The sequence below is a fragment of the Pedobacter sp. SG908 genome, from assembly GCF_011759615.1.
Lineage (GTDB): Bacteria > Bacteroidota > Bacteroidia > Sphingobacteriales > Sphingobacteriaceae > Pedobacter > Pedobacter riviphilus.
The window spans coordinates 1,263,200-1,276,153 of the sequence record NZ_JAAOYY010000001.1 but is presented as its reverse complement, the minus strand read 5'-3'; the positions used below and the strand labels follow the sequence as shown (position 1 = coordinate 1,276,153).

Below are 12,954 nucleotides of genomic sequence, written 5' to 3'. Positions count from 1 at the left end.
AGCAGCTACTTGTTTTTTGTTTTTAACACCAAGGTCGTTACTACTGGATCTAACTGTACCCCAGCCAGATCAAGCGTGATACCTGCTGCATCCTGCTGAAATTTAATATTTTTACCATGTATTATGGTACATGTGGTAATGGTCTGCTTAATTACTGGTAATTTAATCTTAGTAGTGCCTACCGGAGCTTTCAGGAGGTGGATATATATATTATTGCCTTTGTATGTAGCACCATAAAAGCCATCAACAGGTTGAAAAGGCCCAGGACGCGTTCCATATATTCCTTCACCATTTTTAGCTAACCATTCCCCCACTTCTTTCAAGCGCTGTACGTGGGTAGGTGGAATAACACCATCAGGATCTGGCCCAACATTTAACAACATATTTCCGCCACGGTCTACTGTATTCACCAGCATATCTATAACCCGTTTCAAAGGCATCAGATTCTGCGCTTTGTTGTATCCCCAGCTTGTTTCGTTAAGGTTTAGGTTTTTTTCCCATGGGAAAGGAATAATAGGTCCTTTAACATCTCCTCCACCTTCGTCGGTCTGGAAATCTCCAAGCATTCCAGATCTGGGATTGATTACTACATCGGGGTTATAACTACGTACCATGGCATTAAGTTTTAACGGTTCCCAAAACCAAGCGGCGTCAGCATCGCTACCCTTATGGGCCAGCCAGCCTCCATCGTACCACAGAATATCTATTTTGCCGTAGTTTTTCATTAGCTCTTCTACCTGCCCATAAGTCTGTTTCTTGAGCAGCGCCGCATTTTCAGGAAGTCCTTTAGGATCAAAATAACCCGGAAAGCGCCAATCCAGTGGTGAGTAATAAAGGCCTACATAAAGACCTGCTTTACGGCATGCATCGGTATACTCTTTTACAAAATCGCGATGGGCTGCAGTTTCCCAACTATTAAAGTGTTTATAACTTGAGGGGCTATTCCAAAGTGCGAAACCATCATGGTGCCTGGCAACCATAACCATATATTTCATTCCGGCTTCTTTCGCTACCTTTGCCCACGTTGCGCCGCTAAAATGCTTCGGATTAAACTGAGTAGCCAGTTTAGCATATTCCTCAGCCGGTATCTTTTCGTTAAACATGGTCCATTCCCCACTTGCCGGGATTGCATATAAACCCCAATGGATGAACATTCCAAATTTCTGATCTTCCCACCATTTCATCTTTTCGGGTGAAAGATTGGAACCTGGCCCCGATACGCCTTCTCCTCCGCCCTTTAATGATGGGTAGATTGCTCCTTTTTCCATCGATTTTCTTTCTGCATCGCCCATCACCTGGCTCTTTACAGCTAAAGAATAACTCATGAACATTAATACAAGCCCTGTTGCAGTAATTTTTATTTTTTGTTTGAACATCATCTGATTTTAGAAACTTAGCAGGTTATACAATGACAACCACTGTTATATTTGGTTAAAAAGGTTTTCGGCAGTGGCCCACAGCACAGGCTGTTTTGGCCATAATTATTCGAAAATAGATAAATTTATAGCCTTAGGATTGTCTCCATCAGACTTTATTTTGTACAAATCCGACTTTCTATGGCAGCACTTTTAAATAAATATGAATGGCGAAATATGCTTAATGGTTTATCTCCATGCAGGCCAGATTTAAAAATATGTTACAATTTTTAAATTACAATCATAAAAAACATACTGATTACTCCTTGTTATTCAGCGCAAAAGGCCCATTAACACACTTTTTAAAGCAAAAAAAATAAAATTATTTTTGATAGTGATATTTATATTTCTATATTTGCAACCCCAAAGGAATACAACACCATGTATTAATTTGCGAAAGTAGCTCAGTTGGTAGAGCACGACCTTGCCAAGGTCGGGGTCGCGAGTTCGAATCTCGTCTTTCGCTCCAAATGCCTTCCTACCAGAAGGCATTTATTTTAAAGTTAACCTACCGAAGGATTTCGGAACAGGCTAATGCTCGGGTGGTGGAACTGGTAGACACGCAGGACTTAAAATCCTGTGCTTTCAAAGGCGTGCGGGTTCGATTCCCGCCCCGAGTACACACAAAAAATCGATAAAAAAGCCATCATTTCTGATGGCTTTTTTTATGTTTGGTGCTCTTGAACAGCCCTCCCATAATCATTTTTCATTTTGTTCTATTTAAGTCGCCCCACGACTCACAAAAATCCAAGCCGATTAAGAAAATTCAACTAAATTTTTACTGATTTATAGGCTAATTGATTACTTTATTCAAAAAAACATTACTATAATTCAATTTTTGCATAAATTAGTAAAACTAAACGACTATGGTTAAGTGAAGTCTATACCCATTACTGCCGAAAAGGAATTATTAATTGCATTGAAGGGCGGGGATAAAGTCGCCTTTAAGCAGTTATATCAGATTTATTCCGGTAGACTCGCCAGTAAATTAATTTATTTGCTAAAATCGGAAGACTTAGCACAAGATATCTTACAAGATGTGTTTCTAAAGATCTGGATCAACCGCGAAATGATCGATATTGAGCTTAGTTTTGGTGCATTCCTCTATAAGATAGCTACAAACCTGTCTAAAAATGTGATCCGGAAAAACGTTTATGATCAGCTCATGCGCCATAAAATTGGTCAGGAAGAAGTTTATCACCCGATGGAAGAAGGTGATAACACTGAGCAGGCCAGGGTTATTCTTGATCAGGCTATGGATCAACTCACAGACAGACAGCGGGAAGTTTACACTTTACATAAGCTGGAAGGGCTCAGCTATCAGGAAATCAGCGAAAAGCTGAATATCAGTCTTTCTGCTATTAACCATCACATTCAAAAAGCCAACAAACAATTAAAGATTTTTCTAAAATCCAGGTCATTTGAGATATTTATCCTCCTTTTACCCAGCCTGTTAAAAAAATAATTTAACGAGGGGTGCTATTTTTTCTTGTTCATGTGTATTCTATCCTAAAAGGGCAAAATTTCCTTTAGTTTAACATGAGCAAGCCAACCAGAATCAAACTTTTATTTGATCAGTACCTCCAAAATACCATCACTGAGGATGAACTGGCAGAGTTATACCAACATCTTCAGGATGATGAGCATCAGGCACAATTTGATGAGGTAGTTAGCCATTATTTTGATTCAACATCCCATGCAGCTCATGTAAATTCTAAAGAAGTTGGAGATTTAGCCTGGCAGGAAATTGCCCAGCACATAGCAGATCAGCAGCCACCTAAAAAGCTAAGGTTGTTTTCAACGTTTAAGTTTGTGGCTACAGCCGCTGCAATCGTGATTGTGTTATTTACCACACTTTATATCTATCAATCAAATCATACTCAAAACCGTTTAGGAAAAGCTATTGCTCATGATATTCAGCCCGGAACCCATCGGGCAACATTACAGGCCGCTAATGGAAAAATATACCAGTTAGCCGGCAGCAAAGAAGAAATTATTGCTGGCGAAAAAGCGATTCGCTATAAGGATGGTGCCTTGCTGGACACGGAAGCGCATGTTCAAAACTTTACTTTAACTACACCAAAAGGTGGGCAATACCGCATTACTTTGGCCGATGGAACTAAGGTATGGTTAAATGCTGCCTCTTCTATATCTTATCCAAGTGCATTTGCAGGAAAAGAAAGGCGGGTTGTAGTTCATGGTGAGGCATACTTTGAGGTCGCTCATAATGCTCAAAAACCTTTTATTGTGAGTACTGACAAACAGGATATAAAGGTTTTAGGAACTGCTTTCAACGTGAATTCTTATGAAAATGAGGGCGTAACTGTTACCACGCTGGTTCACGGCCGGGTGCAGCTTAGCGGTGCTGGTATTTCGAAACCTGCATATTTGAACCCTGGAGAACAATCTGTATTAAACCAATATGCTTTTCAAATTAGACCTGTAGATGTAAGTTTAAATACTGCATGGAAAGATGGAGAATTTATTTTTACCGCTACAGCACTTACAGCAGCGCTTCGCCAAATTGAACGCTGGTACAACCTGGACATAGATTATACTGGCATACCTGAAAACATCCAAATTCACGCCTCCATACAACGCGATAAGCCTTTATCTGCGGTACTTTCAGCCCTTGAAAAAATTACCAATTTAAAATTTGATGTTGAAGGAAGGAGGGTGAAACTGATGAAATAATTTACCACTAAGGCAAACATGGTAAGGACAGAACTAACCCCTACCATAGCCTGCTCTCTACAACCAATCAACAACCAATAACCAACAAACTAATCACAATATGAACGATTTCCTTTTTTTTAAGGAGTATAGCGGGTGTATGTCCGGTCATAAAATTATTGGCGAAGCCAATAATAACAATTCACTATTATCTTTTCGGTGGATTTTCATCTTATTTTTTGCATTCGCGCTTTCATTTTCGAATGAATCGCATGCACAGACCGTAACGCTTGATCTGAAGAACGCAACTATTATTAAGGCAACAACAGAAATCAGGAAGCAAACCAAGTATGATTTCACCTATAACGATCTCATATTAAAGAAAGCAAAACCAGTTACCATAAAACTCGTTAAAGAACCGCTGAACAGCGCTTTGAAAAAGCTGTTTTCAGGTCAGGATCTTGATTTTGAAATCAAAGACCGGATTATCATTATTACTGAAAAGAAAGCTAGCGTAGCTAATGATGATAATACTTTGAATGGTCCGGTAAATGGAACTGTAACCAATGAATATGGTAAACCGATGGAGGGTGTTACCGTAAGGGTTAAGGGCACAAAGTTCTCTACTCAAACCGATAAAAGCGGTCATTTTACCATACCTGCCCAATATTCAACCAGCATGCTTGAAATTAATCATTTAGGGTATTATCATTTGGAGATTCCCGCACAACGGGCACGGGTTGTTTCACTTAAAATCTCTGCATCTGATCTGGAAGATATTGTGGTAAATACCGGTTATGAGCAAATCGACAGACGTCAGCTAACCAGTTCCGTTGTTAGCAAAAAGATGGAAGATCTCCTTACACCCGGCGTGAATACCATTGATAAGTTATTGGAAGGAAGGATACCTGGACTGGTTTTTATGCAAAACTCCGGACAGGTTGGCGCCGCGCCAAAGCTTAGGATCCGTGGAACATCCACTATTCTGGGTAACCGCGAACCGCTGTGGGTGCTAGATGGAATTGTACTTCAAGATCCTGTAAACATCGATCCTCAATCTATTAATGATTTAGATTTTGTAAACTTATTAGGTAACGCCATTGCAGGATTAAACCCCGAGGACATTGATCAGATTGATGTGCTTAAGGATGCGTCTGCGACAGCTTTATACGGCGCCAAAGCAGGTAACGGTGTAATTGTAATTACTACAAAAAAAGGCAAACCTGGTAAACCAACCATTTCTTACTCTGCCAATACCACTTTCAACAGACGACCACGTTATTCAGACCGGAACATGAATATGATGAACTCTGAAGAGCGCATGGATGTTTCGCAGGAAATGGTAGAACGCAGAATGCAATACAACAATATCACGCAGTTTTCTGGCTATGAAGATGCCCTTCAGCAATATTATAAAGGAACCATTAATTATGATGAATTTAAGCGCCAGAAAGATTACTATGCTCATGTGAATACAGATTGGTTAGGTTTGATCACTCAAGATTCCTATTCTCAAAATCATACCTTAACCCTATCAGGAGGTTCTAACCGAATTAAGTTTTATTCTTCCTTAGGTTATTTGAATGAGAACGGAACAATTAGAGGAGAATATAATAAGCGCTATTCATCAGTGGTAAACGTAACCGCTGACTATGATAATTTTCTGGCTCAGGTAAGTTTTACAGGTAACTATTCTTCGAGAAATTATTCGCCGGCCGATTTAGGTATCATGAACTATGCCTATAACACCAGTAGAACTTTGCCTGCTTACAATCCAGATGGTAGCTATTTTTATTATCCGGTTACCAACCCTGCCGGTCAAATCTTTAATTACAATATCCTGAAAGACAAAGAATACAGCGCTGATCATACCGATTTGCTTGCAAGCAACCTGAAAGCCTTAATAAGACTTAAAATTACCCCTAAGTTTAATTTGGAAGGTACCTTTGCTTATGCCATTAGCAACAACGACAGGCAATTATATTACACAAAAGATTCTTACTACATCAATAAACTTCGTGCTGACTTTAGCTTAAGAAGTGATTTGGCCCCGGTGGGCGGTGAGTGGACAAAAAGTGAAGTCCGTAATAACAACTATACAGGCCGTTTACAAGCAAACTATGCAACCACATTTGGTGCAGAAAAAAGACACTCCCTTACTATTTCAGGTGGTACGGAAATAAAATCAAATGAATATAATGGCTTTGACATTACAAGGAGAGGATATTATCCGGAAATGGGTGGTTACTTTGATATTGTACCTACTACCTATACAGGCTATTATAATCAATGGATGTCGACCAAGACGGCTTTAGGGTCGTTCAGCCGTCAGCTTACTAATGAGTTTGCCTGGTATGGTACCACGGGGTATTCTTACCGTGATAAATATATTTTTAATTTTCATATAAGGGGTGAGCAGTCTAACCTTTTTGGAACACGTTCAAATAATAAATTGCTACCTATTTACGCTTTTTCTGGCAGGTGGAACATGAGAGAAGATGTAGCCAGAAATACTTCATGGATAAGTGATCTGGCCTTAAAAGCCTCTTGGGGCTGGCAAGGAAATATGCTTCCTGGTCAGTCGCCATATATGATCATTAAACAAAACCCATCTACTGATCCTTATTATAATTCTTCATCTGCCACTATTTCTAATTATCCAAATCCTGACCTCAGATGGGAAAGAACGTCTTCATCCAACGTTGCGCTAGATTTCGCCTTATTTGGCAACAAAGTAACCGGATCTGTGGGTTATTTCTATAAAAGAACGCAGGATGCCTTTTTGAATAAAACAGTATCAGAAATCAATGGTGTTCAATCTTACGTCATCAACAGCGGAACAATAGAAAATAAAGGGGTGGAAGTAGCTTTAAGCGTTACAGCCATTAATAACGTGGGGATGGATAAGACTAAACGCGGTTTTGTTTGGCGTTTTGATCCGCAATTGGGTCAGGTGTTGAATAAAATTATCAACCAGGCCATTAACAACAGAAATAACGTCCTTATCGATAATATCAGTTACGCCAATTACCTGAGCGGTAATATTCAGCTGGCTGGTAAACCTATCAATACCTTTTATTCTTACAAGTTTAAAGGCTTGAGCCCAGTTGATGGTTCGCCTATTTTCTATGGGTTAGAAGCTGAAAAGTCGGCGGAATATCAAAAACGCTATTTGGCTATGGATCGACAAGACGTTTACCTGGAAATCATGAGTGAATCAGGTCGTCGCGAGCCTTATATTCAGGGTGGCTTATCCAATTACTTTGGATATAGAAATTTTGGATTATCCTTTAACCTCACCTATTCTTTAGGGAACAAAATCCGATTGATGAAAATTGCTTCCGGTTATGCTACTACCAGTGCCTATCCACAGCAAAACTTGCGTAAAGAATTTGTAGATCGTTGGCGCAGACCAGGCGATGAAGTTTATACCAACATCCCAGGCCTTCAGGTATCTGCTAATGTAATTAATCCATGGTGGTCAAACTACCCTGTAAGCAGCCTTCAACTGGGTGGTAGTGCTTATGATATGTATGATAATTCTGATGTAAGATTGGTGAGTGGAGATTACCTAAAACTGCAATCTGCCTCTTTCCGATACAATTTCTCTGAAGCTATGATGCGTAAATTGAAATTGAGTTCGGCCTATGTTAGCCTTACCGGTACCAATTTATTCACCCTGAGCAGCAAAATGTTAAAGGGGCAAGATCCAACTCAATCGGGTTCTACACCAAACATCAATCTATCAATCAGACCTACTTATACCGCAAGTCTTAATGTTTCATTTTAAAACAAACAAACCATGAAATATCTTTTAACCCTTTTAACTTGCCTGCTGCTGCTTAGTTCTTGCAGCAAGTTTTTGGAAGAATATTCTACGGATCAGAAATACCTGGAAACCACAGAGGATGTGAACAGGGTGATGATTGGTGAAGCTTTCATGAATAATGTCTATAGTTTATCTTTTTATAGTCCGGCAACAATGGGAAATATCACGTTAGACACTGACCTTTCCGCTCCATGGCTGCATGTGATGGATGATGATACGGAAGCATTTGTGCTTGGAGCTGCTGATAGAGATCAGGCTACTCCGCTATACATGCTTTCTGGTTTTCACAACTGGGCGCAGAATCCAGCAGTCAACATTATAGGTACGGCCTGGACTGATGTTATGTGGAAAAAAGTTTACAAACGCATTGGTGCCATCAATGCGCTAATTTATCAAGGTTCAGAAATTGCTGCAAAATATCCGGCAGATGCAAACCTGCAACATTTACGTGGTGAAGCTTATTTCCTTCGTGCTTATTACTACTTTTTGCTTCAAAATATCTACGGATCTCCGTATCGTAAGGCTACTGCTGCAACGGATGAGGGTGTGCCACTGAAGATCTCAGAAAAGGTAGAAGATGCCTATTTTAAAAGAACCAATAATGAAACGGTATATAACCAGATCGTATCAGATCTTAATCAGGCAGCAGATTTCCTTCAAGGCTATAATCCTACAACAAAAATTAGGGTAGGTATTGCCGCTGTTAAATGTTTACAAAGCCGGGTATATCTGTTTACAGAGCAATATGATAAAGTACTGCAAGTAACTAATGGCTATGAAAATATGGGTTATAGTATAATTGATTTAAAGCGTTATGTGGCAAAGAGTAACTTTACCTCCCGCAGTTCTACAGAAACCATATTTACTATGGGAACAAATTCTATTCCTGCCGTTTTCCCTAACGATTCTTTAACTTCTTATGCCCCTGCGAATCGTCTTGCATCTAGTTTCAAGGCTTCTGATAATCTGATACAGCGCTTTAATAGTAATGACCTGCGCTTGAATGCCTGCTTTATGTTGTCGGCAAAAAGCAAAGCATTTCTTCCCGCTAAATGGCGTACCTGGTCAACCTATAACGATCCTGAGCAGGTATCTTGCATCTTTTCTTTCCGTTTGCCAGAAATGTTGCTTAACCGTGCAGAAGCGCAAGCCATGCTTGGTGCTGATGGTGAAGCCTGGAGTGAAATTCAGAAACTGCAGGCGATGCGCTTTAACAATAACGGAGGTAGCCAGCAACCGGCATCTAACCAGGCATTAGTTAATTTTATTCGGGATGAACGTAGGCGGGAATTTTGCTTTGAGGGACATCGTTGGTTCGATTTAAGGCGGTATGAGGTGAACTCCAAATATCCGTTAGGTGCAGATTTTACAATCAAACATCCAACCTATAGTTATGATGCTCAAAGTAATAGCTATAACCCTGCCGGATATTATGTATTAAAATCTATTGGCCAGGATGCCGCAAGCTGGCAAGTGCCTATCCCCAATTATGCTATAGAATTTAACAGGGGTTCATTAAGCAACCCGATTCGCAGTGTCCGTAATATTCAACCTTAACCTGAACAAGATGAAAAATATTTTATTTGTGATAGCAGCATGCTGCACGTTTACACTGGTTTCCTGCAGAAAAGAACCATTCACCCAGTTTCCGGATTATGATAAAAACTGGCTGGCGATGGAAGATAATCCAAACGACCCAACGATTCATGCTAACTTTCAGTTTTACAAGGAAACAGGCATCCCGGTATTCGTTAATGATACCATAGGTTCACAAAAACGCGTAGATGTTTTTGGGAAAACCTATACTTATTACGAAGTTTTATCATTAAGCTATTCGCTAGGTGGCATACAAAGTGGTCCGTCACCTATCGTGCAATCATTCACTTATTGTAATAAAACGGATGTACCTAATGCACTAACGTTCTTAAGAAATGAGATTATGCCTGTAATAAAGGGCAATATCCATGTTCCAAGTATTCTTTTGGTTGACAACATGAATACCAATGCTTTCGGGAGCTACGCCTATAAAGGATTTAATACTGTGGTAGTGGCACAGGTTTCAAAAATCCCAACCATGAGTGTAGCGACCAAAGCTGATTACAAAGCTGCCATATTAAGGTCAATGCTTACCAATTCAGTCTTGGATAATAAATATGCAAGTATCCTGGATAAGTTTTATGCTGTTTCCAGAAAATATGTAACCGGTCGGGATGCTTATGGGTTAAATTCTTTCTACTTAACAAGCACTTATATTGTGGGCTTATCAGCCCCTTTCACCTTTCAGGCATTAGGTTTTCTTGGGCCAGACACCAGAATCACCTCATCATCACCAATATCTACCTGGTTGGATGTGAGTATGTATATAGAATCTGCCATGGTGAATACTGATGCACAATTCAAGCAGAAATACGCTGCATATCCTAATATTCTTTTAAAGTACGGCTACATCCGTCAGATTTTAACTGATATGGGAATACAATAATTCAAACACAACATACAATCAACCGTTGGCAAGCCATTTAAACTTGCCAACTTTTAAACAATTACTAACTTATAATGAAAAAAACACTAATTTTTTCTATGATGCTGGCTGTATCTGCATCATCATGGGCACAAACCGCTGTCATTAAAGGAAAATTCCACAAGCTTTTGCCAAATGGCAGGGAAACCCAAGAGGTTTTCTTTTCTAAACCTGAAGATGGTGAAATTCAGGTTATTCTCCCAATGGTAAAAAGCAGACAAGATCAAATTTTCCATGGCGAAGTGAAGAAGGAAGATCTAAATACCATCCGTTACGTAGGGGTATTTGATGAACAGTATGCTGTTTACCTGAAAGCTGGCGAGGAACTGAATGTAGATGCAGGTGACGGGCAAATTGTTTATTCGGGCAGCGTAAATAAAGAAAACCAGGTATTTGCCGATTGGTATAAAATGATAAAGCCATTAAGAACTTATGGTTATACCAAAGATGGTTATCGGTTACCTTCTGCCGGTTATCTGAAAATCATCGATTCGCTTAAAGCCCCGGTAGAGCAGTTTATCAAAAATATCAATACCGGAAATACAGCCTTCGATAAACAGGCTAAATATTTTTTAACTTATAGTTATAAATATGATGTGATTATCCCTACCGCTTCTGGTTTGAACATCGGAAAGAAAGATGAATATCCTGAGAGTCTGGTTAAATTTTATAATGATGAAAAATGGACAGATGCCAATATCTGGAATCTGCCTATGGGCTATCATTACATGCTTTACTTCGCTTTTGTGAAACATATCATCTATAATTCGAAACAAGGAATGGCTGCAGATATGTTAATACCGGAAATTTCTAATAAAGAGCTAAAAGCTAAATTTATTGTGGCACAGGCAGAAAGAGGTGCAAACATGAACTTTGTTCAATACCTGGAGCGAAATGAACAGTATATGCAAACCAATCAACAGCGGGACAAAATGAAAGCAATGTTGAAAAGAGCTCGTATGCAACAACCTGGTGGAGACTGGATTGACTTTTCTTATCCTGATGCAACCGGTAAGATGCACAAATTGTCAGAAAACCTGGGCAAAGTTGTGTTGATTGATGTTTGGGCAACTTGGTGTGCACCTTGCCTAAAAGAACAACCTGCTTTGGAGGAACTTGAAAAGTCTTTTGAGGGCAAAGATGTTGTTTTCATCAGTCTTTCTATTGATACAGATAAAGCCAAATGGCAGAAAATGGTAGAAGAGAAAAAATTATCAGGTTTACATTTGTTCTCTAACAACCAGGGGCCAATTGTTAGTGACTATGAAGTAACAGAAATCCCAAGATTTATTTTGTTTGATAAAAATGGTAAAACGGTAAACATTAATGCCCCTAGACCATCTGAAGCTAAATTAAAAACACTTATTGAATCTGCCCTTAAAGGAGAAAACTTAAAGACGAAATGAGAAAATTAGTTATTATAGCTTTAATCTGCTTTACTGCATTAAGCTGGAAGTCTGGATTCGCCCAGGGAATAAATTTCGAAACGACTAGCCTTGCCGCGGCTATGGGAAAAGCAGGAAATCCGGCTGAACCAAAGTTGATCCTTGTAGACTGCTATACGACCTGGTGTATTCCATGCCTGGAAATGTCGCAACAAGAATTTCCTAAAAAAGTTGCTGGCGACTATTTTAATCCCAAATTCGTTTCTGTCAAGTTTGATATGGAAAAGGGAGAAGGCAAGGAGATTGGTAAAAAATACAATGTTACGGCCTACCCTACCTTTCTAATTTTAAATGCTCAAGGTCAGGAAATCAACAGGGTTGTTGGTAAAGCAACCGCAGAGGAATTTATAGAGAAGGTAAAAAGCGCATTGGATCCTAAAAATTCTTTGGCTGGTTTAAAAGCCGCTTATGAGGAGAGCAAAAATATGCAAACGGGATTTCCTTACGCCTTGGCACTTTATCAAAATTCAAAAGATCCTTCACCCGTATTGGAAGAACTATTCAACAACGCACAGGATTTTGAACGGTTCAGCAAAGATTATCTTGAATTGGCTTTTGGCATCACTAAGTTCGGTAGTCCTTTCTTCAGAAAACTGATGTTAGAGAAATCGAATATAGATGCATTCTGGGGTACGGAAGTAACGAATAGGATCATATTCGACAAAGTACGTAAAGATATGTACCAGATTGCCAGTGAAACTGGCGCCAGGTATAACATCTTCTATACCCCAAAGGAAGTGGAGGAGATTGCCTACACCGTAGCGTTGCTGAAGTTAAGGCCAGACAAGCCTGAATCGCATATGTGCCGGATTGCCCTGTATGTAATTAATCAGGATCTGGATGGCTTAATTGCCTATTACAAGCGCAATATTGCGCTCATTCCAAATACTGATGTATTTAAGGGGATTTTGGATGGCATTTTAATGAAGAAAATGGATAAAGCCAATGAAGCGCAAAAAACTGCAATCAGAGCATATTTCAGTGGAGTAGCAAAGATTTACGAAAAGGAGGCTCAAGGTTATCGGAATAAAGCTGAAAGCTTGATGAAAACAGCAGGTAAATAAACAAAGG

The 12,954-nt window shown here is 39.5% G+C and carries 8 protein-coding genes and 2 tRNA genes; 9 read left to right on the top strand and 1 reads right to left on the bottom strand.

The window, feature by feature from the left end; genetic code table 11:
* Nucleotides 1-5: 5 nt before the first annotated feature.
* Nucleotides 6-1,379, bottom strand: a complete 1,374-nt coding sequence (locus FHT21_RS05405) for an alpha-L-fucosidase (RefSeq protein ID WP_208398869.1) — start codon at nt 1,377-1,379, stop codon at nt 6-8.
* A 429-nt stretch (nt 1,380-1,808) separates the two neighbouring features.
* On the opposite strand from FHT21_RS05405, the gene FHT21_RS05400 reads away from it, so the two are divergent.
* The 9 genes from FHT21_RS05400 to FHT21_RS05360 all read left to right on the top strand — a co-directional run bounded on the left by FHT21_RS05400 (nt 1,809) and on the right by FHT21_RS05360 (nt 12,947).
* Nucleotides 1,809-1,884: transfer RNA gene (locus FHT21_RS05400), tRNA-Gly, on the top strand.
* 67 nt (nt 1,885-1,951) lie between these two features.
* Nucleotides 1,952-2,035, top strand: a tRNA-Leu gene (locus FHT21_RS05395).
* 254 nt (nt 2,036-2,289) lie between these two features.
* On the top strand, nt 2,290-2,880 hold the full coding sequence (locus FHT21_RS05390; protein WP_167293719.1) for a sigma-70 family RNA polymerase sigma factor: 591 nt from the start codon (nt 2,290-2,292) through the stop codon (nt 2,878-2,880).
* Nucleotides 2,881-2,954: 74 nt separating this feature from the next.
* A complete protein-coding gene (locus FHT21_RS05385; protein WP_167293718.1) occupies nt 2,955-4,109 on the top strand; it encodes a FecR family protein in 1,155 nt (384 codons plus the stop codon).
* Between the two features lie 100 nt (nt 4,110-4,209).
* Nucleotides 4,210-7,878, top strand: coding sequence for a SusC/RagA family TonB-linked outer membrane protein (locus FHT21_RS05380; RefSeq protein ID WP_167293717.1), 3,669 nt, complete (start codon nt 4,210-4,212; stop codon nt 7,876-7,878).
* Between the two features lie 12 nt (nt 7,879-7,890).
* Entirely contained in the window at nt 7,891-9,474 is a 1,584-nt protein-coding gene (locus FHT21_RS05375; RefSeq protein ID WP_167293716.1) for a RagB/SusD family nutrient uptake outer membrane protein, read from the top strand.
* Nucleotides 9,475-9,484: 10 nt separating this feature from the next.
* On the top strand, nt 9,485-10,399 hold the full coding sequence (locus tag FHT21_RS05370) for a hypothetical protein (protein WP_167293715.1): 915 nt from the start codon (nt 9,485-9,487) through the stop codon (nt 10,397-10,399).
* Nucleotides 10,400-10,473: 74 nt separating this feature from the next.
* Entirely contained in the window at nt 10,474-11,844 is a 1,371-nt protein-coding gene (locus tag FHT21_RS05365; RefSeq protein WP_167293714.1) for a TlpA disulfide reductase family protein, read from the top strand.
* Nucleotides 11,841-12,947: a thioredoxin family protein gene (locus FHT21_RS05360; RefSeq protein ID WP_167293713.1), complete on the top strand. Its 1,107-nt coding sequence runs from the start codon at nt 11,841-11,843 to the stop codon at nt 12,945-12,947. The genes FHT21_RS05365 and FHT21_RS05360 overlap by 4 nt, the downstream gene beginning before the upstream one ends.
* Nucleotides 12,948-12,954: the final 7 nt, after the last annotated feature.

Bases quoted from the DNA above. Each gene is read 5' to 3' on its own strand.
- FHT21_RS05405 (WP_208398869.1), bottom strand. From the start codon at position 1,379: ATGATGTTCAAACAAAAAATAAAAATTACTGCAACAGGGCTTGTATTA.
- FHT21_RS05385 (WP_167293718.1), top strand. From the start codon at position 2,955: ATGAGCAAGCCAACCAGAATCAAACTTTTATTTGATCAGTACCTCCAA.
- FHT21_RS05380 (WP_167293717.1), top strand. From the start codon at position 4,210: ATGAACGATTTCCTTTTTTTTAAGGAGTATAGCGGGTGTATGTCCGGT.
- FHT21_RS05375 (WP_167293716.1), top strand. From the start codon at position 7,891: ATGAAATATCTTTTAACCCTTTTAACTTGCCTGCTGCTGCTTAGTTCT.
- FHT21_RS05370 (WP_167293715.1), top strand. From the start codon at position 9,485: ATGAAAAATATTTTATTTGTGATAGCAGCATGCTGCACGTTTACACTG.
- FHT21_RS05365 (WP_167293714.1), top strand. From the start codon at position 10,474: ATGAAAAAAACACTAATTTTTTCTATGATGCTGGCTGTATCTGCATCA.
- FHT21_RS05360 (WP_167293713.1), top strand. From the start codon at position 11,841: ATGAGAAAATTAGTTATTATAGCTTTAATCTGCTTTACTGCATTAAGC.